At 73.0% G+C, this 19,357-nt stretch carries 16 protein-coding genes; 5 read left to right on the top strand and 11 right to left on the bottom strand.

What is annotated here, in order from left to right; translation table 11 throughout:
* Positions 1-156: 156 nt before the first annotated feature.
* Positions 157-1,497, top strand: a complete 1,341-nt coding sequence (locus tag K7I03_RS20070) for a UDP-glucose dehydrogenase family protein (RefSeq protein WP_185945619.1) — start codon at positions 157-159, stop codon at positions 1,495-1,497.
* A 272-nt stretch (positions 1,498-1,769) separates the two neighbouring features.
* Here K7I03_RS20070 and K7I03_RS20065 read toward each other — a convergent pair whose 3' ends face one another.
* Genes K7I03_RS20065 through K7I03_RS20055 form a run of 3 tightly spaced genes read right to left on the bottom strand, consistent with a single transcriptional unit; the run spans position 1,770 to position 4,643 of the window.
* Positions 1,770-2,960: a dipeptidase gene (locus K7I03_RS20065; RefSeq protein WP_185945618.1), complete on the bottom strand. Its 1,191-nt coding sequence runs from the start codon at positions 2,958-2,960 to the stop codon at positions 1,770-1,772.
* Positions 2,961-2,970: 10 nt separating this feature from the next.
* Positions 2,971-3,507: a 5-(carboxyamino)imidazole ribonucleotide mutase gene (purE, locus tag K7I03_RS20060; protein ID WP_185945617.1), complete on the bottom strand. Its 537-nt coding sequence runs from the start codon at positions 3,505-3,507 to the stop codon at positions 2,971-2,973.
* Positions 3,504-4,643 carry a 5-(carboxyamino)imidazole ribonucleotide synthase gene (locus tag K7I03_RS20055; RefSeq protein ID WP_185945616.1) on the bottom strand — a complete coding sequence of 380 codons (1,140 nt, stop codon included), beginning with the start codon at positions 4,641-4,643 and terminating at the stop codon, positions 3,504-3,506. The genes purE and K7I03_RS20055 overlap by 4 nt, the downstream gene beginning before the upstream one ends.
* A 204-nt stretch (positions 4,644-4,847) precedes the next feature.
* Here K7I03_RS20055 and K7I03_RS20050 point away from each other — a divergent pair, with 204 nt between their 5' ends.
* Positions 4,848-5,405 carry a GtrA family protein gene (locus K7I03_RS20050; RefSeq protein WP_185945615.1) on the top strand — a complete coding sequence of 186 codons (558 nt, stop codon included), beginning with the start codon at positions 4,848-4,850 and terminating at the stop codon, positions 5,403-5,405.
* 99 nt (positions 5,406-5,504) lie between these two features.
* On the opposite strand, the gene K7I03_RS20045 is transcribed toward K7I03_RS20050, so the two are convergent.
* Together K7I03_RS20045 and K7I03_RS20040 are read right to left on the bottom strand one after the other, a co-directional pair.
* A complete protein-coding gene (locus tag K7I03_RS20045) occupies positions 5,505-6,779 on the bottom strand; it encodes a HAMP domain-containing histidine kinase (RefSeq protein WP_185945614.1) in 1,275 nt (424 codons plus the stop codon).
* A gap of 180 nt (positions 6,780-6,959) precedes the next feature.
* Positions 6,960-7,640: a response regulator transcription factor gene (locus K7I03_RS20040; protein WP_185945613.1), complete on the bottom strand. Its 681-nt coding sequence runs from the start codon at positions 7,638-7,640 to the stop codon at positions 6,960-6,962.
* A 470-nt stretch (positions 7,641-8,110) separates the two neighbouring features.
* Between K7I03_RS20040 and K7I03_RS20035 the strand changes: the two genes are divergently transcribed.
* The gene (locus tag K7I03_RS20035) at positions 8,111-9,643 is read left to right on the top strand and encodes a peptide MFS transporter (protein WP_185945612.1); all 1,533 of its coding nucleotides are present in this window, start codon (positions 8,111-8,113) and stop codon (positions 9,641-9,643) included.
* A gap of 583 nt (positions 9,644-10,226) precedes the next feature.
* On the opposite strand, the gene K7I03_RS20030 is transcribed toward K7I03_RS20035, so the two are convergent.
* Together K7I03_RS20030 and K7I03_RS20025 are read right to left on the bottom strand one after the other, a co-directional pair.
* The gene (locus tag K7I03_RS20030) at positions 10,227-10,733 is read right to left on the bottom strand and encodes an ATP-binding protein (protein WP_185945611.1); all 507 of its coding nucleotides are present in this window, start codon (positions 10,731-10,733) and stop codon (positions 10,227-10,229) included.
* 160 nt (positions 10,734-10,893) lie between these two features.
* On the bottom strand, positions 10,894-11,283 hold the full coding sequence (locus K7I03_RS20025) for an STAS domain-containing protein (RefSeq protein ID WP_185945610.1): 390 nt from the start codon (positions 11,281-11,283) through the stop codon (positions 10,894-10,896).
* 240 nt (positions 11,284-11,523) lie between these two features.
* Between K7I03_RS20025 and K7I03_RS20020 the strand changes: the two genes are divergently transcribed.
* The gene (locus K7I03_RS20020; protein WP_398857567.1) at positions 11,524-12,456 is read left to right on the top strand and encodes an RNA polymerase sigma factor SigF; all 933 of its coding nucleotides are present in this window, start codon (positions 11,524-11,526) and stop codon (positions 12,454-12,456) included.
* A gap of 195 nt (positions 12,457-12,651) precedes the next feature.
* Here K7I03_RS20020 and K7I03_RS20015 read toward each other — a convergent pair whose 3' ends face one another.
* Positions 12,652-13,341: an aspartate/glutamate racemase family protein gene (locus tag K7I03_RS20015; RefSeq protein WP_185945609.1), complete on the bottom strand. Its 690-nt coding sequence runs from the start codon at positions 13,339-13,341 to the stop codon at positions 12,652-12,654.
* Between the two features lie 246 nt (positions 13,342-13,587).
* Here K7I03_RS20015 and K7I03_RS20010 point away from each other — a divergent pair, with 246 nt between their 5' ends.
* Positions 13,588-14,745 (top strand): alpha/beta hydrolase family protein, encoded by a 1,158-nt coding sequence (locus K7I03_RS20010; protein ID WP_185945608.1) that lies wholly within the window; start codon positions 13,588-13,590, stop codon positions 14,743-14,745.
* Positions 14,746-14,982: 237 nt separating this feature from the next.
* Here K7I03_RS20010 and hutI read toward each other — a convergent pair whose 3' ends face one another.
* From hutI to K7I03_RS19995, 3 genes are all read right to left on the bottom strand, one after another.
* On the bottom strand, positions 14,983-16,161 hold the full coding sequence (gene hutI / locus K7I03_RS20005) for an imidazolonepropionase (RefSeq protein ID WP_185945607.1): 1,179 nt from the start codon (positions 16,159-16,161) through the stop codon (positions 14,983-14,985).
* A 566-nt stretch (positions 16,162-16,727) separates the two neighbouring features.
* Positions 16,728-18,074, bottom strand: a complete 1,347-nt coding sequence (locus K7I03_RS20000) for a formimidoylglutamate deiminase (protein WP_185945606.1) — start codon at positions 18,072-18,074, stop codon at positions 16,728-16,730.
* Positions 18,065-19,252: an allantoate amidohydrolase gene (locus K7I03_RS19995; RefSeq protein WP_185945605.1), complete on the bottom strand. Its 1,188-nt coding sequence runs from the start codon at positions 19,250-19,252 to the stop codon at positions 18,065-18,067. Before K7I03_RS19995 ends, K7I03_RS20000 begins: the two co-directional genes overlap by 10 nt.
* Positions 19,253-19,357 lie beyond the last annotated feature (105 nt).

Here is a 19,357-nt window from a genome sequence, read left to right as displayed (position 1 = left end):
TAACTACCGTTTAGTAACCGTGATTCTAGGGGCGCCGGCCCGGCCGGGGATACGTGAGCTTGCCGACAGCGACGGATCATGGGGAATCTTCCCCCGACCGCCCCGGACTATGCTCGGGCCACGCAGTCAGCACGCCCGTACGTACCTGGAGCACGCATGGCCCCCAAGATCACTGTGATCGGCACCGGCTACCTCGGCGCCACCCACGCGGCGGCCATGGCCGAGCTCGGCTTCGAAGTGCTGGGCCTCGACGTGGTCCCGGAGAAGGTCGAGATGCTCGGACGGGCCGAGGTGCCCATGTACGAGCCGGGGCTGGAAGAACTGCTGCGCAAGCACGTCGCGGGACTGGAGGGGTCCAGCGGGCGGCTGCGGTTCACCACCTCCTGGGACGAGGTCGGCGAGTTCGGCGACGTCCACTTCGTCTGCGTCAACACCCCGCAGAAGCACGGCGAGTACGCGTGCGACATGTCGTACGTGGACGCCGCGATCGCCTCGCTCGCCCCGCGGCTGACCCGTCCCGCGCTCGTCGTCGGCAAGTCCACCGTGCCGGTCGGCAGCGCCGCCCGTCTCGCCCGCAAGCTGGCCGAACTCGCCCCCGCCGGCGAGGAGGTGGAACTCGCCTGGAACCCCGAGTTCCTCCGCGAGGGCTTCGCCGTCCAGGACACCCTGCACCCCGACCGCATCGTCATCGGCGTCGAGGGCGAGCGCGCGGAGAAGGTGCTGCGCGAGGTGTACGCGACGCCGATCGGCGAGGGCTCGCCGTTCGTCGTCACCGACTACCCGACCGCCGAACTGGTCAAGACCGCCGCCAACTCCTTCCTCGCCACGAAGATCTCGTTCATCAACGCCATGGCCGAGGTGTGCGAGGCGGCCGACGGCGACGTCGCCAAGCTGGCCGAGGCCATAGGGCACGACGAGCGGATCGGGAAGAAGTTCCTGCGCGCCGGCATCGGCTTCGGCGGCGGCTGCCTGCCCAAGGACATCCGCGCCTTCATGGCGCGTGCGGGCGAGCTGGGCGCCGATCAGGCGCTCACCTTCCTCCGCGAGGTCGACTCCATCAACATGCGGCGGCGCGGGCACATGGTCGAGCTCGCTCGTGAGGCGGTGGGGGGCGGGTTCCTCGGGCGGCGGGTCGCCGTTCTCGGTGCCACTTTCAAGCCGGATTCGGATGATGTGCGGGATTCGCCTGCGCTCAATGTCGCGGGACAGATTCATCTGCAGGGCGGTCAGGTGACCGTGTACGACCCGAAGGGGATGGAGAACGCTCGGCGGGTGTTTCCGACGCTCGGTTATGCGGCGAGTGCGTTGGAGGCTTGCCGGGGGGCGCATGTGGTGTTGCATCTGACCGAGTGGGCGGAGTTCCGGGAGCTGGATCCCGCGGCGCTGCGGGAGGTGGTGGCTTCGCCGCAGATTCTGGACGGCCGCAACGCTCTGCACGCTGACGCGTGGCGGGCGGCCGGGTGGACGTTCCGGGCGATGGGGCGGCCGCGGGCTTAGCCCTCCGGGCGGGGTGCCCCGGTCCCGCCCCTTCGCCGATTCCTGGGGGCTGCGCCCCCAGACCCCGCTTGTCGCGGCTCCGCCGCTCGTCCTCAAACTCCCCCAGAGGGGGGACCCCCAACGGGCTGGATAGTGCGACCCGGGCGCCGTACTCAGCCCGTCCGGCGTTTGAGGACAACCGCGCGGAGCGCGGTTTCGGGGGTGCGGGGGCGCAGCCCCCGCAAGAAACGGTGAATGGGGGTGCCCCCTCTGGGGGAGGGACCGGGGCCTCCTCACCCGTCCAGCTCGCCGATCGTCGCGATCGAAGGCCCGCGCCGCCCGCTCACCTCGCGGGAAACCGCCTCCGCGTCCCGGAGCACCCGCACCGCGTTCCCCCACGTCAGCTTGGCGATGTCCGCCTCCGACCAACCCCGCCGCAGCAACTCCGCGATCAGGTTCGGGTACCCGGCCACATCCGCCAGGTCCGACGGCGTGAAGGCCGTCCCGTCGAAGTCGCCGCCGATGCCGATGTGGTCGACCCCGGCCACCTCCCGCATGTGGTCCAGGTGGTCGGCGACCGTCGCCGCCGTCGCGACCGGGCGCGGATGGCCGGCCTCGAACGCCTGGTGGACCGCCATGGCCTCGGGCGTCGTGTCGAGGTGGTGGAAGCCGTGCGCGCGCATGTTCTCGTCGGCCGCGAGGGTCCAGGCGACGGCCTCGGGGAGGACGAACTTGGGGACGAACGTCACCATCGCCACACCGCCGTTGGCCGGCAGCGCGGCCAGGACGTCGTCGGGCACGTTGCGCGGGTGGTCGCAGACCGCGCGGGCGGAGGAGTGCGAGAAGACGACCGGCGCCTCGGTGACGCGGAGAGCGTCCCGCATGGTGTCGGCGGAGACGTGCGAGAGGTCGACGAGCATGCCGAGGCGGTTCATCTCGCGGACGACCTCCTCGCCGAAGCGGGTGAGGCCGCCGGCGCGCGGCTCGTCGGTCGCGGAGTCCGCCCACGGGATGTTGTCGTTGTGGGTGAGGGTCATGTAGCGGACGCCCAGCGCGTACAGGGCGCGCAGGGTGGCGAGGGAGCAGTTGATGCTGTGGCCGCCCTCGGCACCCATCAGGGAGGCGATGCGGCCCTCGGCGCGGGCGGCCTCCATGTCGTCGGCGGTGTAGGCGAGCCGCAGGTCCGCCGGGTGGCGGTCGGCCAGCCGCCGGACGACGTCGATCTGTTCGAGGGTGGCGCTGACCGCGTCGTCGCCGGCCATGTCGCTGCGGACGTACACGGACCAGAACTGGGCGCCGACGCCGCCGGCGCGCAGCCGGGGGATGTCGGTGTGGAGGCCGGCGGCGCTCTGGTCGGTGGCGATGTCGCGGCGGTCGAGGTCGTAGGAGACCTGTTCGCGCAGCGCCCAGGGGAGGTCGTTGTGGCCGTCGACGATCGGGTGGGCAGCCAGCAGTTCGCGAGCGCGGTCGAGCGCTTCCGTCACGTCCGTCCCCTTACTTTCCGAAGCCGAAGCCGGTGTCGCCCTGCGCCTTGGCGCGCAGGCGGCGGCCCTTCTCCGTCGCCTGCTCGTTGAGCTCCTCCTGGAAGCGGCTCATCCGGGCGCTCAGGCCGGGGTCGTGCGCGGCGAGCATGCGCACCGCGAGCAGGCCCGCGTTGCGGGCGCCGCCGACGGAGACGGTGGCGACGGGGACGCCGGCCGGCATCTGGACGATGGAGAGGAGCGAGTCCATGCCGTCCAGGTACTTGAGCGGCACCGGGACGCCGATCACCGGCAGGGTGGTGACGGAGGCCAGCATGCCGGGCAGGTGGGCCGCGCCGCCGGCGCCCGCGATGATCGCCTTCAGCCCCCGGCCGGCCGCCCGCTCTCCGTACGCGACCATCTCGCGGGGCATGCGGTGCGCGGAGACGACGTCGACCTCGTAGGGGACGTCGAACTCGGCGAGCGCCTCGGCGGCGGCCTCCATGACGGGCCAGTCGGAGTCGGAGCCCATGACGATGCCGACGACCGGTGCGCCGGGGGAGCTGCTCATTCGGTGATCGTCCCTCGCAGGTATCCGGCGGCGTGGGCGGCGCGATCGCGCACGTCGTCCAGGTCGTCGCCGTAGGTGGTGACGTGTCCGACCTTGCGGCCGGGCTTGACGTCCTTGCCGTACATATGGATCTTCAACCCGGGGTCGCGTGCCATGCAATGGAGGTACGCGGAATACATGTCCGGGTAGTCGCCGCCCAGAACATTGGCCATGACGGTCCACCGGGCGCGCGGGCGCGGGTCGCCGAGCGGCAGGTCGAGGACGGCCCGGACGTGGTTGGCGAACTGCGAGGTGACCGCGCCGTCCTGGGTCCAGTGGCCGGAGTTGTGCGGGCGCATCGCCAGCTCGTTGACGAGGATCCGGCCGTCCCGGGTCTCGAACAGCTCGACGGCGAGGTGGCCGACGACGCCGAGTTCCTGGGCGATCCGCAGCGCGAGCCGCTGGGCCTCGGCGGACAGCTGGGCGGACAGGTCGGGTGCGGGGGCGATGACCGTGTCGCAGACACCGTTGACCTGGATCGACTCGACGACCGGGTAGGCGACGGCCTGCCCGTGCGGGGAGCGGACGACGTTGGCGGCCAGTTCGCGGACGAAGTCGACCTTCTCCTCGGCGAGGACGGGCACCCCGGCGCGGAAGGCGTCCTCCGCCCCGGCGGCGTCGCGGACCACCCACACGCCCTTGCCGTCGTAACCGCCGCGCACGGTCTTGACGACGACCGGCCAGCCCTCGCCCTCGGCCGCGAACCGCTCGACATCGGCCGGATCGACCACGATGCGGTGGCGCGGGCAGGGGACGCCGATCTCCGTGAGCTTCGCCCGCATCACGCCCTTGTCCTGGGCGTGCACCAACGCGTCGGGCCCCGGGCGGACGGGGATGCCGTCCGCCTCCAGGGCCCGTAGGTGCTCGGTCGGAACGTGCTCGTGATCGAAGGTGATCACATCGCAGCCTTGTGCGAACGCACGAAGGGTGTCGAGGTCGCGGTAGTCCCCCACCACCACCTCGTTCGCGACCTGCGCCGCCGAGTCCTGCGGAGTGTCACTGAGCAGCTTGAATCTGATGCCGAGGGGGATGCCCGCCTCGTGGGTCATACGGGCGAGCTGACCGCCGCCGACCATGCCGACTACCGGGAACGTCACGCCAACAGGGTATCCGTACGCACGACCGGCCCGGCCCCCGGCTTGGACGATCATCCAAGTCCGTCGGCCATCGGCCGGTGGCGGGCGGGGCGGCGGGCGTTCGTCCGGTATTCACCCGGCCCCCGGCCGCACCCCGGAAGCGCTCGCTAGCATGGTGAGTCGCCCCACGCCCTGACCGCCTTCCCCACGGAGCCTGACGAAACCATGAGTCATCGGCGCGCAGTGCGTTCCCGGCTGGAGCGGCTGGTCCGCGAAATCGCCAAGTTCGGCGCCATCGGCGCCGTCGGCTTCGTGGTCAACACCGTCATCTTCAACATGTGCCGGCACTCGGGGCTGGCCGTGGTCCGCTCGGGTGTGATCGCCACCTGCTTCGCCATCGCGGCGAACTACGTCGGCAACCGGTACTGGACGTACCGCGACTGCGACAAGAGCCGCCGCAGCCGGGAGCTGACGCTGTTCCTGCTGTTCAGCGGCGTCGGCCTGGTGATCGAGAACGGGATCCTGGCGCTGTCGCACTACGGCTTCGGCTTCACTTCCACGGTGGCGGACAACATCGCCAAGAACGTGGTGGGCCTGGGCATCGGCACGGTCTTCCGGTTCTGGTCGTACCGGACGTGGGTGTTCAAGCGGCTGCCGGTGACGCAGGCGACCGTCGAGGCGGCTGAATCGTTTCTGGCGCAGGCTCCGGCCGCCTCGGCGGCGGCTTCGTCGGGCCCGGAGATTCCGCGGCAGCGGCACCGGGCTTCGTCGACGCGCTCCTGACGCCGGCACCTGCCTGACGCCCGCGCCGGCGCCCGCCTCACGCCCGCGCCCACGCCCGCCCACGCCCGCGCCCACGCCCGCGCCCGCGCCCGCCGAAGCTCAGTCCTCCCGCTCCTCCCGCTCCGGCTCCCGGCCCCCCGGCCCCGCCTCCATGCTCAGGAACAGCGCGAACACCGGCGGGCGCTGCTGGAGCAGTTCCAGCCGTCCGCCGTCCGCCTCCGCGAGGTCCCGGGCGACGGCCAGGCCCAGGCCCGTCGAATTCCGGCCGCTGACCGTCCGTTCGAAGACCCGCGCGCCCAGGTCCGTCGGGACGCCCGGGCCCTCGTCGGAGACCTCGACCACCGCCTGGTTGCCGGTGACCCGGGTGCGCAGGGCGACGGCTCCGTCGCCATGGGTCAGGGAGTTCTCGATCAGCGTCGCGATGACCTGGGAGACCGCGCCGGGCGTGCCCACCGCCCGGAGCCCCTGCTTGCCGGAGCGGACCAGGGCCCGGCCGCCGGCGCGGATGGCGGGCCGCCACTCCTCCAGCTGCTGCTTGATGACCTCGTCGAGGTCGAAGGTGACGGCCGAGCCGGTCTTGGGGTCGCGGGAGTTGGTCAGCAGTCGCTGGACGACGTCGGTGAGCCGCTCGACCTGGGTGAGGGCGATCGTCGCCTCCTCCTTGACCGTGTCCGGGTCGTCGGTGAGCGTGATCTCCTCCAGCCGCATGGACAGCGCGGTCAGCGGGGTGCGGAGCTGGTGGGAGGCGTCGGCGGCGAGCCGCCGTTCCGCCGTGAGCATCCGGGCGATGCGTTCCGCGCTGCCGTCGAGGACGTCGGCGACGCGGTCGAGTTCGGGGACGCCGTAGCGGCGGTGGCGGGGGCGGGGGTCGCCGGAGCCGAGCCGTTCGGCGGTCTCGGCCAGGTCGGTGAGGGGCGCGGTGAGCCGGTTGGCCTGCCGGACGGCCAGGAAGACCGCGGCGACGACGGCCAGCAGGGCCACCGCGAGGATCACCAGCAGCGTCCGGCCGACCTCTTTGCTGACGGCCGACCGGGACTCCTCCACCCGGACCCGCTCGCCGTGCTCCCCGGTCTGCTCCGAGACGATCAGGCCGCCCTCGGGGCGGGTGCCGACCTCGATGGGCTTGCGGCCGGGGATCTCCACCCGCGCGTACCGGTCCTGGGCGATCTGCTGCTGGAGCACGCCCGCCTCGACCCGTTCGCCGCCGGCCAGCCGCCCCTCGACGCTGCTGACCAGCCGCACCGCCTCGGACTGCACGCTCTCCTGCGCGCTGCTCTCGATGGTGCGGGTCTCGACGATGACCAGCGAGATCCCGAAGACCGCGATCACGACGAGGACGACGGCGAGCGTGGAGTTGATCAATCGGCGGCGCACGGGCGGTTCTCCGGCTCGTTGTTCCGTTGTTCGGTTGCCCCCCGGTTGCCCCGGGTCCGGGGCGTCGCTCCTCCGGCCCGGGCGTTGCCCTGTGGTCCGGGCGTTGCCCTGTGGTCCGGGCGTTGCCCTGTGGTCCGGGCGTTGATCTGCGGTCCGGGGCGTTACCCCTCCGGCCGGGGGCTAGTTCTTCTCGAACCGGAAGCCGACGCCGCGCACGGTGGCGATGTAGCGCGGGTTGGCCGCGTCGTCCCCGAGCTTCTTGCGCAGCCAGGAGATGTGCATGTCGAGGGTCTTGGTGGACGACCACCAGGTGGTGTCCCAGACCTCGCGCATCAGCTGGTCGCGGGTGACGACCCGGCCCGCGTCCCGGACCAGGACCCGGAGCAGGTCGAACTCCTTGGCCGTGAGCTGGAGTTCCTCGTCGCCCATCCAGGCGCGGTGCGACTCGACGTCGATCCGGACGCCGTGCGTCGCCGTCCCCTGCTGGGGGGAGTCGGCGGCGCCGCGCCGGAGCAGGGCCCGGACGCGGGCGAGCAGCTCGGCGAGGCGGAAGGGCTTGGTGACGTAGTCGTCGGCGCCGGCGTCCAGCCCGACGACGGTGTCGACCTCGTCGGCCCGGGCGGTGAGCACCAGCACCGGGAAGCCGTGGCCCTCGGTGCGCAGCCGCCGGCAGACCTCCAGACCGTCCATTCCGGGCAGCCCGAGATCGAGGACGAGCAGGTCGACGTCTCCCTTGATCCCCGCGGCGAGCGCTGTGGGACCGTCTTCTCGTACCTCCACCTCATACCCCTCGCGGCGCAGCGCGCGTGCGAGCGGCTCCGAGATGGACGCGTCATCCTCGGCGAGCAGTACTCGGGTCATGCACGTGATGGTAGTCCGCTCGGGCGCACGTCAGAGCGCACTCCGGGCACCCGGGACCCGCGGAACGCCGGAGGGGATGACACATCGGAACCCCGATGAATGGTTCCGCCAACCATTGTGATCCATGTCTCAACTCCTTCCATATGCGGGCGGGGTGTGACGTATGGTTACCGGAAGTCTGTACCAACGTGGGGGACCTTCGGCTTGGCAGTGGCTAGCCGGAGGTCTCTTCCGTACGCGGGACTTATACGTCACTCTTATGTGAAACGTGAACGACCTGTCGGCCGGGTCCGCCGTGCGAAGGTGCGCGGGGGCGTGGATCCCGGAATCAAGGCCGCTCTGCCGGCTCCCCCGAGGGGGAGGCGAACCCCAAGGGCGTGGGGGCGGGCGATGCCGTGATCCGGTGCCGGCCAACCCCCACACGGGCGCGCAGCAGCTCCACGCGCGTCCTCGGAACCCAAGGATCGACCATGGCGTCCAGCCTGACGAAGGAGTCAACCGCGCGGGACAACACCCCCGTCGCCGGCGGCAAGACCCTCTTCGGCCACCCCCTCGGCCTGGCCCCCCTCTTCCTGACGGAGATGTGGGAGCGCTTTTCCTACTACGGAATGCGCGCCCTTCTCGTCCTCTACCTGATCTCCGGTGGCCCGGACGCCAAGTCCGGCAGCCAGGGCGGCGGTCTGGCCATGCCGGAGTCGACGTCGCTGGCCATCTACTCGGTGTACGTGGCCATGGTGTACCTGCTGGCCATGCCCGGCGGCTGGTTCGGCGACCGCGTCTGGGGCCCCCGCAAGACGGTGGCCATCGCGGCCAGCGTGATCATGTGCGGTCACCTGCTGCTCGCGCTGCCCGGTAAGCCGACCTTCTTCGCCGGTCTGGCGCTGGTGGCGATCGGTTCGGGTCTGCTGAAGTCCAACATCTCGACGATGGTCGGCCACCTCTACAACGGCCCCAAGGACCCGCGTCGCGACGGCGGCTTCACGCTCTTCTACATCGGCATCAACCTGGGTGGCCTCGGCGCGCCGCTGGTCATCGGCACCGTCGGCCAGCAGGTCAGCTGGCACCTGGGCTTCACCCTCGCCGCGATCGGCATGGGCCTCGGCCTGGTGGCGTTCCTCATCGGCACCCGCTGGCTGGACCCGAAGAGCGCCGAGGTCCCGATGCCGCTGACGGCGGCCGAGCGGAACTCCTGGCTGCTCAAGGGCCTGATCTGGCTGGTCATCGCCGGCATCTTCTACGGCGTCGTGGTCGGCACCGGTCACTTCACGATCAACTGGGCCCTCGTTCCGATCGCCCTCATCGGCCTGATCGTCCCGATCTTCGTTCTGGCCCGCATCAAGCGGGACAAGGAGCTGACGTCGGAGGAGCAGACCAAGGTCAGCGGCTACATCTGGTTCTTCGTCGCCGCCGCCGTGTTCTGGGGCATCTTCGACCAGGCCGGTTCGACGATGTCGACCTTCGCCGAGAAGAAGACCACGGACAACGTCTTCGGCCTCCACTTCCCGTCCACCTGGTTCCAGTCGGTCAACTCCGCGTGGGTCCTGGTCCTCGCCCCGATCTTCGCGGCGATGTGGGTGTCCATGGCGCGCCGCAAGCGCGAGCCCAGCTCCACGGTGAAGTTCTCCGCGGCGATGCTGCTGGCCGGTGCCTCCTTCGTGCTGTTCGCCATCCCCATGAAGATGGCGACGGGCGGCTCGACCGTCAGCCCCATGTGGCTGATCACCATCTACATGCTGCAGACCCTCGGTGAACTCTGCCTGTCCCCCGTGGGTCTGTCGCTGACCACGAAGATGGCGCCGAAGAAGTACGCCAGCCAGATGATGGGTGTCTGGTTCCTCGCGGTCACCGCGGGTGACTGCGTCATGACCCTGATGGCGACGGCGGGCGTGGACCTCAACGGCTTCGGCGTGATCCTCGGCGAGGCCGGGGTCGCGGCCCTGGCGGGCGTCGCGGTCTGGTCGTCCCGCAAGAAGATCGAGGCCCTCATGGGCGACGTGCGCTGACCCGCACCTGAGGCGCGCCGTCGGCCGCCTCCCCCACAGTGCCCCCGGCGCGATGATGCGCCGGGGGCACTCGTCTGCGCGGGGAGGGCGTGCGGGGACGGGCGGGCGCGGGCGGGGGCTTCCGTGCGGGGGTGGTGGGGTTGCGGGGGACCGTGAGCGGAGGGGGCGGTGGGTGGGGGCGCGCCGTTTCCCGAGCGCCGCTTGGCACTTCTCAGCGCCGTTCGGGCGCTCCTCGGTGTCGTCGACGTCAGGGTCGTCGACGTCAGGTGCCACACACGTTCATTCGGCGCCGCAAACGCTCGGCGCCCGCTCAGCGTCCCCTTGGCGCCTCTCAGCGCCTCTCAGCGCCCTCACCGGCCCGCGCGGGCCTCGGCCGACCCTCGGTGCCCCTCGGCGGCCCTCCGGCGGTTCTCGTCGGCCCTCAGCCCCTCCGGCCGCCCCCGGCCGTCGCGGCGGTCCGCAGCGGATCCGGCGATCCCGCGCACGACCCCGGGCGCGCCAAAACGGCCACCGGCGGAGCGCCGTGGCCGTACGGGACAGGGTCGGGGCGTGCGGGAAAAGGGCACGCCGTACGAGCGTCCGTCTACGAGGGGGCGGCCAGTTCCGCCCAGACCGTCTTGCCGGCGCCGTCCGCGTTCCGGACGACACCCCAGTCCAGGCACAGCCGCTGGACGATGAACATGCCGTGTCCGCCGGGGCGGCCCGCGCGGTGGGGGGTCCGGGGCACCGGCTCGCCGTTGCCGAGGTCGGAGACCTCCAGCCGCAGCACCTTCGTCCCGCGGCTGACGAGCAGCTCGGCGGGGCCGCCCGCGTGCAGGCAGGCGTTGGTGACGAGCTCGGAGACGACCAGCAGGACGTCCTCGGCGGCGGCCCGGTGATCGGCGTTGGCCGCGGGCAGCCAGCCCCACTCCCGGAGCGCCTGGCGGGTGAAGTCACGGGACAGGGGGACGGCGCCGCTGACCCCGACGAGGGGGAGCCGGCGGGCCGGTCCGCCCGGGGGCCCCGCTTCGGCGGGCGCGGCCGCGGCTGAGCCGTGCGCCTCCGGGCCGGGGTCGCCCGGCGCCGGCGGGTACGGCCGGGTGGTGCTCATCAGCGCTTCACCTCACCGATTCACCGATTGAGAAAGAGACTCTGTCGTCGCGTGCACCGTCTTCGCGTACAAAGCGGTCAGCCTGCTCCTGCCCGGACGCACGCGGTGAACACCTACGGCACCGTTCCGGTGGTCCGCACAACGCACCGTCGCCCGCCCGTCACTCGGCGAGAGCCGCGTCGAGACTGCTGTGCACCGCGAAGACCGCGCCGGCGCCCGTGATCTCGAACACCCGGGCCACCACCGGCCGCATCGCCGCGAGATGGACGGAGCCGCCCGCGGCCTCGGCCTTCAACCGGGCCCCGAGAAGCACGTTGAGTCCGGTGGAGTCGCAGAACTCCAGCCCCGAGCAGTCGACGACGATGCGCGCGCCGACCTCCTCGGCGCAGTTCTCCAGCGGTTCGCGCAGGAGGTCGGCCGTATGGTGATCGAGCTCACCCTCCGGCTTCACGACCGCGCTCGCGCCGTGCCGCCGGACCTCCACCCGTAGCCGGGCCCCGCTCACGACTCCGACACCTTTTCCCTGGTATCTCCGCATGCCATCGCGCATCCCTTCATGGTGTGCCCGTGCCCTGCCTGCCCGCTCAGGACAGCGGAAACCCTACGCGTTCCCTACGCCCGCGGAAAGTCGAACAACCGTCATTCCGCACCAAATACGGACAATCGAGACTTGCCAAGCATAGGTAAAGACCGGTACGGCTAGAGGAAGACATCACCCACCACGGACGGCCCGGAGGCGCCGCAAACCGCAGCACGAGCTCATGGCACCGGCGGCCATATGCCGAGAACGATGGAGGAGACCATGTCACCCCGGCTCGACGAACCGCGTTCCCCCCTCTCCCCGGAGGCAATCCTTCCGCACTCCGAGGACGAGGACACCGTCCCCTACGGGACGGCGGAGACCGCCTCGTCGACATTCCCGCCCCTTCCGGAGATCCCCCCGTACGACGAGGTGGAACCGGTCGACGCGCGGGCCCTGTCCAAAACCCTCTTCGCCCGCCTCGAATCGCTCGAGGAAGGCACGCACGAGTACGCCTACGTGCGCAACACCCTGGTCGAACTCAACCTGGCCCTCGTCAGGTTCGCCGCCTCCCGGTTCCGCACCCGCAGCGAACCGATGGAGGACATCGTCCAGGTCGGCACCATCGGCCTCATCAAGGCCATCGACCGCTTCGAGCTCAGCCGCGGCGTCGAGTTCCCGACCTTCGCGATGCCGACGATCATCGGCGAGATCAAGCGCTTCTTCCGCGACACCAGCTGGTCCGTGCGCGTCCCGCGCCGGCTCCAGGAGCTCCGGCTCACCCTCGCCAAGGCCAGCGACGAACTCGCCCAGCGCCTCGACCGCTCCCCCACGGTCGCCGAACTCGCCCAGCACCTGGGCATCTCGGAGGACGAGGTCGTCGAGGGCATGGGCGCCAGCAACGCGTACACCGCGAGCTCGCTGGACGCGCCCTCCGAGGACGACGACAGCGACGGGGGCACCCTCTCGGCCCGGATCGGCTACGAGGACCACGACCTCGAAGGCGTCGAGTACGTCGAGTCGCTGAAGCCCCTGATCGCCGAACTGGCCCCGCGCGACCGCAAGATCCTGTCGTTGCGGTTCGTCGCGAACATGACCCAGTCGGAGATCGGCGAGGAGCTGGGCATCTCGCAGATGCACGTCTCCCGGCTGCTCTCCCGGACGCTCGTGCGGCTGCGGCGCGGGCTGCTGGTCGACGAGTAGCACGACGGGCGGGCCGGCCGGTCCGCCGCCTCCGGACGTACGGTGCGCCGCGCGGAACTCCCGCGCGGCGCACCGCCGTTTCCCGGGGCCGGCGCTCTCGCGTCAGCCGGCCGGCGCCGCCTCCGACAGCTCGGCCGGCGCCGCCTCCGGCACGTCGGCCGGCGCCCCTTCCGGCTCGGCCGGCGCTCCTTCCGGCTAGGCCAGCGCCCGGGCGACCGCCGCCTCGGCGTGCAGCCGGGCGGTCGGGAAGACCGGCACCGGGCTGTCCTCGGCGCCGACGAGGAGTTCGATCTCCGTGCAGCCGAGGATGATGCCCTCCGCCCCCGCCGCGACGAGCTCGCGGATGATCGCCCGGTACGCCTCGCGGGACTCCTCGCGGACGATCCCGGCGCACAGCTCCTCGTAGATCACCCGGTGCACGGTCGCGCGGCCCTCCGCGTCCGGCACCAGGACCTCCAGGCCGCCCGCCGCGACCCGGTCGCGGTAGAAGTCCTGCTCCATGGTGAAGGCGGTGCCGAGCAGGCCGACGCGGCGCACGCCGGCCGCGCGCACGGCCTCGGCGGTGGCGTCCGCGATGTGCAGCAGCGGGACGCCGGCGGCGGCCTCCACCCGGTCCGCGACCTTGTGCATGGTGTTGGTGCAGATGAGCAGCAGCTCCGCGCCCGCCGCCGACAGGGACTTCGCGGCGGCGGCCAGGACGTCGCCCGCCTCCTCCCAGCGGCCCTCCACCTGGAGCCGCTCGACCTCCGCGAAGTCCACCGAGTACAGCACGCACTTGGCGGAGTGGAGTCCGCCGAGGCGCTCGCGCGTGCGCTCGTTCAGCAGCCGGTAGTACTCGGCGGTGGACTCCCAGCTCATGCCACCCAGCAACCCGATCGTCTTCATCGGGTCACTTTCGCCCCGGCCGCCTCTGGGGGCAACCGAGTTGTGATGTGACGGTGGCCGCAACGGGGGTTCCGCGGGAAACGTGGGGGTGATGTGATGACGCCGATGATCAACACTCGATCTCTCGATCTCGGCCGCTTCGCTTGGGAGAAGAGACGCATGAACCGTTCCGGCACCTCCGGGGCGTCCGAGGCGCCCCGGACGTCCTTAGGACGCCGCTCGCTCCTCCGGGCCTCGGCGGGCGCGGTGGGCGCCGCCCTGACCGGTGGAGCCGCGGACGCCCTGGGCCCGGCGGCGCACGCCGCGACGCACGCGCCCCGCACACCGTCGATGGACCCCGTACCGCTCCCGGCCCCCTCCGGCCCCTGCCCGGTGGGCACCACACGGCTGCACCTCGTGGACACCCGCCGTACGGACCCCTACGCGCCCACACGGGCACCGCGTGAGCTCATGGTGCAGGTCTGGTACGCCTCGGGCGCCGACTCCGTGCGGACGACCGCCCCCTACCTCACCGGCGGCCTCCTGCCTCTGGTGGAGCAGCGCTTCGGCCTGCCGGCGGGCTCGCTTTCCCGGGTGCGCACGCAGTCGCGCGCCGGCGCGCCCGTGAGCCGTGCGCTCCGGGACGCGCCCTTGATCCTCTACAGCCCCGGCCGCCAGGACCCGGCCGCGACGGGCACCGCGTTCGCCCAGGAACTCGCCTCCCAGGGCTGTGTGGTGGTGGGCGTCAACCACACCCACGACGGGCCCGCCGAGTTCCCCGACGGCCGCGTCGTCCCCGGCAACCCGCCGACGGGCGACCCCGAGCGGCTGCGCCGGTACTCCGACGTCCGGGCGGCGGACCTGCGCTTCGTCCTGGACGTGCTGAGCGGCGAGCGGGGCCCGAGCCCGGCGCCCGCGGTCAGCGCCGCCGTCGACTTCGACCGGGTCGGCGCGTTCGGGCACTCGCTGGGCGGCTCGGCCGCCGCGGAGGCGCTGCGCACGGACGCCCGGTTCTCGGCCGGCGCCGTGCTCGACGGCCGGCTGCTGACGGACGCCGTACGCACCGGGCTTACGCAGCCGTTCATGCTCTTCACGGAGGACTCGACGGACCCGGGCTGGGACGCGTTCATGGCGGCCCACCGGGCGTGGGGCCGCAAGGTGAACCTGCTGGGCACCCGGCACTACGGCTTCACCGACCTCGCGCCGCTGGGCGTCGGCCTGGAACTGGCGGCAACCTGGCCGCCGGAGCGGTTCCAGCGGTTCTTCGGCAGCCTGGACGGGCGCCGCGCGCAGGCGGTGACGAGCCGTTACGTGGCGGCCTTCTTCGGGCTGCACCTGCGCGGCCGGCCCGCACCGGAGCTGGACGCGCCGGGGGCGGACCTGCCGGAGGTGCGGATCGCCTGGCGGCGGGAGGCGGAGGGCTGAGCCCTGGCCGGCGGTCCGCCTTGGCATGGGTGCCGGGTGGGACGCCGGGAGCGGGGGTGGGGTGCTGGGCCGGGGGGCGCGGGCGCTGGACCGGGGGCGCCGGGCGCCGGGCCGCGCCGTTATCCCGGGCCACGGGTCCGGGCCGCGAGTTCCCAGCCGTGGACCGAGCTGCGGGGCCCGGCCTCGGCCCGGCGGCCGGGTTTCCGCGAGCCGCGGCCCGGCCGCCGGCCGTCCGGGTCAGACCTCGCGGACGCCCCCGCGCCAGACCGCGGAGACCAGGGGGACGCCCGGCCGGTAGGCGAGGTGGACATGGCTCGGCGCGTCGAGAAGGACAAGATCGGCGCGGGCGCCGGGGGTGACACGGCCGACGTCGGTGCGGCGCAGGGCCGCGGCGCCGCCCGCGGTGGCGGCCCAGACGGCCTCGTCGGGGGTCATCCCCATGTCGCGCACGGCCAGGGCGACGCAGAACGGCACCGAACTAGTGAAGGACGAGCCGGGGTTGCAGTCCGTGGACAGCGCGACGGTGACGCCCGCGTCGAGGAGCCGGCGCGCGTCCGGCCAAGGGGCGCGTGTCGAGAACTCCGCGCCGGGCAGCAGGGTGGCGACCGTTTCGCCGGAGGCCAGGGCGTCGACGTCCGCGTCGGTGAGGTGGGTGCAGTGGTCGGCGGAGGCGGCGCCGAGCTCGACGGCGAGCCGGACGCCCGGGCCGTGGCCCAGCTGGTTGGCGTGGACGCGGGCGTGCAGCCCCTTGGCGATCCCCGCCTCCAGGACCGTACGGGCCTGGTCGCCGTCGAACGCGCCGCGCTCGCAGAAGACGTCGACCCAACGGGCGTGCGGGGCGCAGGCGTCGAGCATCTCGCCGGTGACGAGCGCGACGTAGCCGTCCGGGTCGTCGGCGAACTCGGGGGCGACGACGTGGGCGCCGAGGTAGGTGACCTCGTCGGTGTGGGCGGCGGCGATCCGCAGGGCGCGGGCCTCGTCGTGGACGCTGAGGCCGTAGCCGGACTTGGTCTCCAGGGTGGTGGTGCCCTGGCGGAGGGCCTCGTCGAGGTGGCGCCGGAGGTTGGCCTCCAGCTCCGCGTCGGTCGCGGCGCGGGTGGCGGCGACGGTGGTGCGGATGCCGCCGGCGCTGTAGCTCCGGCCGGACATCCGGGCGTTGAACTCCTCGGTCCGGTCGCCGGCGAAGACGAGGTGGGAGTGGGAGTCCACGAAGCCCGGGAGGGCCGCCCGGCCCTCGGCGTCGACGGCGTTGTCAGTGGCGGGTGCTTTGCTTGTCGGACCGACCCAGGCGATGCGGTCGCCGTCGATGACGACCGCCGCGTCCTGGATCACACCGAGGGGGCCTGTACCGGGGAGGGAGGGATCGTTGGTGACGAGGCTGCCGATGTTGGTGATCGCCGTGGTGTTGGGGGCCATGGGGGTGATGACGTCCTTCGGGTTCGGGCGCTTCGGGCTCGGCCGCTTCTTGCCGGGGGTTCGGGCGGGGTGCGAGTCGGGGATGTGGTCGGGGATGTCGCCGGGCTTCCGGTCGGGGATCTCGACGGGTGTTCGGACGGGGTTTCCGGCTCGGGGCCCGGGGGCGGCCGTGTCCGGCTTCCCGCCCGGTTCCTCTTCCCGGCGGTCCGGGAACGGACGCTCGCGGGCCGGGGCCGGCCGCTCCGCCGAACCTACCGGCCCCGGCGGACCGGGCGGGCCCGGCAGGTCCCCCGGACCGCTCGGGCCCGGGATACCGAACGGCCCGGTCGGGCCGGGCAGTTCCGGACGACCGTGCGAACCGGGCAGTCCCGATGGATCGGACGGACCGGGCAGGGCTGTCGGAGCGCACGCGCCAGGCGCGTCCCAGGACCCGAACGGGCCAGGGATCCCGGCCGGACCGAACGAGCCGGGCCGCTCCGGCCAACCGAACGGACCCGGCAGGCCCGCCGGACCGGATGGACCCGGCAGTCGCGTCGAGCCGAACGGGTCCACCGGGCCCGGCCGCCTCAGGAGCGCAGGGCCGCGATGGAGTCGGCCAGGGCGTTCGCCACGTCCTCCACGAGCAGGTGGGCACCGTCCCCTACGACGTGCCGTCCGCCGACGACGGTATGCCGTACGTCCGCGTTGGTCGCCGCGAATACGGCCGTCTCGGCGCCCAGCCGCGGGTGCGGGCCTGCCGTGCGGACGGAGTCCAGCGCGACGGTCGTGAGGTCGGCGAGGGCGCCGGGCTCGATGCGGCCGGCGTCGGACCAGCCGAGGGCGGCGTGGCCGTCGGCGGTGGCGGCGCGCAGCAGGGCGGCGGCCGTCCAGTGGCCCCGGGTGCGGGTGCGCAGGCGCTCGTCGAGCTCCATCGCGCGGGCCTCTTCGAGGAGGTCGATGACGGCGTGGCTGTCGCTGCCCAGGGAGAGCGGGGAGCCGGCCCGCTGGAGGGCGGCGGCGGGGCCGATGCCGTCGGCGAGGTCGCGTTCGGTGGTGGGGCACATGCAGGTGCCGGTGGAGGAGCCGCCGAGCAGGGCGATGTCCTCGTCGGTGAGGTGGGTGGCGTGCACGGCCGTGGTGCGCGGGCCGAGGACGCCGTGGTCCGCGAGGAGCCGGGTCGGGGTGACGCCGTGGGCGGCGCGGCAGGCGTCGTTCTCGGCGGTCTGCTCGGAGAGGTGGACGTGCAGCGGGGCCGCGCGGTCGGCGGCCCAGGCGGCGACGGTGGCCAGCTGGTCGGCGGGCACCGCGCGCACGGAGTGCACGGCCGCGCCGATCCGGGCGTGCCCGCACCCCTTGAGGGCGTCGGCGCGTTCGGCCCAGGCGTCGGCCGTGCCGTCGGAGAAGCGGAGCTGGTGCCGGTTGGGCGGTTCGCCGAAGCCGGCGGAGAGGTAGGCGGTGTCGAGGAGGGTGATGCGGATGCCGGCTTCGGCGGCGGCGGCGAGCAGCGCCTCGCCCATGGCGTTGGGGTCGTCGTAGCGGGAGCCGCCGGGCGCGTGGTGGAGGTAGTGGAACTCGCCGACGCAGGTGACACCGGCGAGGGCCATCTCGGCGTAGGTGGCGCGGGCGAGTGCGAAATAGCGATCGGGGGTGAGCTTGTCGGAGACGCCGTACATGGTGTCGCGCCAGGTCCAGAAGGTGCCGGAGCCGATCTGGACGGCGCCCCGCAGGGCCCGGTGGAAGGCGTGGCTGTGGGCGTTGGCCAGGCCCGGGAGGGTGAGCCCGCGCAGGGTCACCGCCCCGGGCGGGGGTGCCGTCACCTCGGTGCGCACGGCCGTGATCCGGCCGTCGGCCGGGTCGGCGTCGATGGCCACGCCGGGCTCGACGTGGGTGCCGAGCCAGGCGTGTTCCGCCCAGTAGGTGGTGGTCACCGGCACGCGAGGCCCTCCAGTACGTCGGTGAGTGCGGTCACCCCGGCCAGGCAGTCGTCCTCGGTGGCCGTCTCGGCCGGCGAGTGCGAGACGCCGGTGGGGTTGCGTACGAACAGCATGGCGGTGGGGACGGCGGCGGAGAGGATCCCGGCGTCGTGTCCCGCGCCCGTGGGGAGCACGGGCACGCCGCCGAGCAGTCCGGCGAGCTCGTCGCGGAGGCCGTGGGCGAACTCGACGACGGGGGTGAACGACTCGCGGGTGACGCGGACGTCCACGCCGTCGCGGAGGCCGCGTTCGACGGCGGCCTGCTCGATGGCGGCGACGACCTCGGCCAGGGTGGCCTCGTCGGCGGCCCGCGAGTCGAGCCAGCCGCGGACGAGGGACGCGATGGCGTTGACGCCGTTGGGTTCGACGGCGACCTTGCCGAAGGTGGCGAGGGCACCGGCGAGGCGCGCCTTCTTGCGGGCGGCCAGGACGGTGTTGGCGTAGGTGAGCATCGGGTCCCTGCGGTCCTCGATGCGCGTGGTGCCCGCGTGGTTGGCCTCGCCGTGGAAGTCGAACCGCCAGCGGCCGTGCGGCCAGATCGCGGAGGCGACGCCGACGGGGTGCGGCGTCTCGGCGAGCGCGCGGCCCTGCTCGACGTGCAGCTCGACGAACGCGCCGACGCGGGCGAGGCGTTCGGGGTCGGGGCCGATGGCCTCCGGGTCGTACCCCGCCCGTTCCATCGCCTGCGGCAGGCCGACGCCGTCGGCGCCGCGCAGCGCGTGCGCGGCCTCGGGGGTCAGCGTGCCGGCGGCGAGCCGGGAACCGACGCACGCGACGCCGAACCGGGCGCCCTCCTCGTCGCCGAAGTTGACGACGGCGAGGGGGCGGGTGGGCGCGGCGCCGCGTGCGCGGAGCCCGTCGAGGGCGGCGAAGGACGACACGACGCCGAGGGGGCCGTCGAAGGCGCCGCCGTCGGGGACGGAGTCGAGGTGCGAGCCGGTGACGACGGCGTCGCCGGCGGTGGGGTCGCCGAGCCACGCCCACTGGTTGCCGTTGCGGTCGACCTCGTAGGTGAGGCCGCGGGTCTCCGCCTGTGCCTTGAACCATTCACGGCAGTCGGTGTCGGCGCCGGTCCAGGCGTGGCGGCGGTAGCCGCCGCTTTCGGAGTTCCGGCCGATGGGGGCGAGGTCGCGCCACATCTCGTGGAAGCTCGCGCCTGCGGCGGGCTGTGCCCCGGCCCCGCCCCTTCCCGTTTCTTGCGGGGGCTGCGCCCCCGCACCCCCGAAACCGCGCTCCGCGCGGTT

The organism is Streptomyces mobaraensis (genome assembly GCF_020099395.1).
Classification (GTDB): Bacteria; Actinomycetota; Actinomycetes; order Streptomycetales; family Streptomycetaceae; genus Streptomyces.
Note: the sequence above shows the minus strand (reverse complement) of the source record. Positions and strands in the feature narration are given on the sequence as shown.

What these genes read in the sequence shown, in the direction of transcription:
- K7I03_RS20070 (WP_185945619.1), top strand. Translation starts at nt 157, where the DNA reads ATGGCCCCCAAGATCACTGTGATCGGCACCGGCTACCTCGGCGCCACC.
- purE (WP_185945617.1), bottom strand. Translation starts at nt 3,507, where the DNA reads ATGAGCAGCTCCCCCGGCGCACCGGTCGTCGGCATCGTCATGGGCTCC.
- K7I03_RS20050 (WP_185945615.1), top strand. Translation starts at nt 4,848, where the DNA reads ATGAGTCATCGGCGCGCAGTGCGTTCCCGGCTGGAGCGGCTGGTCCGC.
- K7I03_RS20040 (WP_185945613.1), bottom strand. Translation starts at nt 7,640, where the DNA reads ATGACCCGAGTACTGCTCGCCGAGGATGACGCGTCCATCTCGGAGCCG.
- K7I03_RS20035 (WP_185945612.1), top strand. Translation starts at nt 8,111, where the DNA reads ATGGCGTCCAGCCTGACGAAGGAGTCAACCGCGCGGGACAACACCCCC.
- K7I03_RS20030 (WP_185945611.1), bottom strand. Translation starts at nt 10,733, where the DNA reads ATGAGCACCACCCGGCCGTACCCGCCGGCGCCGGGCGACCCCGGCCCG.
- K7I03_RS20025 (WP_185945610.1), bottom strand. Translation starts at nt 11,283, where the DNA reads ATGCGCGATGGCATGCGGAGATACCAGGGAAAAGGTGTCGGAGTCGTG.
- K7I03_RS20020 (WP_398857567.1), top strand. Translation starts at nt 11,524, where the DNA reads ATGGAGGAGACCATGTCACCCCGGCTCGACGAACCGCGTTCCCCCCTC.
- K7I03_RS20015 (WP_185945609.1), bottom strand. Translation starts at nt 13,341, where the DNA reads ATGAAGACGATCGGGTTGCTGGGTGGCATGAGCTGGGAGTCCACCGCC.
- hutI (WP_185945607.1), bottom strand. Translation starts at nt 16,161, where the DNA reads ATGGCCCCCAACACCACGGCGATCACCAACATCGGCAGCCTCGTCACC.
- K7I03_RS19995 (WP_185945605.1), bottom strand. Translation starts at nt 19,252, where the DNA reads ATGTGGCGCGACCTCGCCCCCATCGGCCGGAACTCCGAAAGCGGCGGC.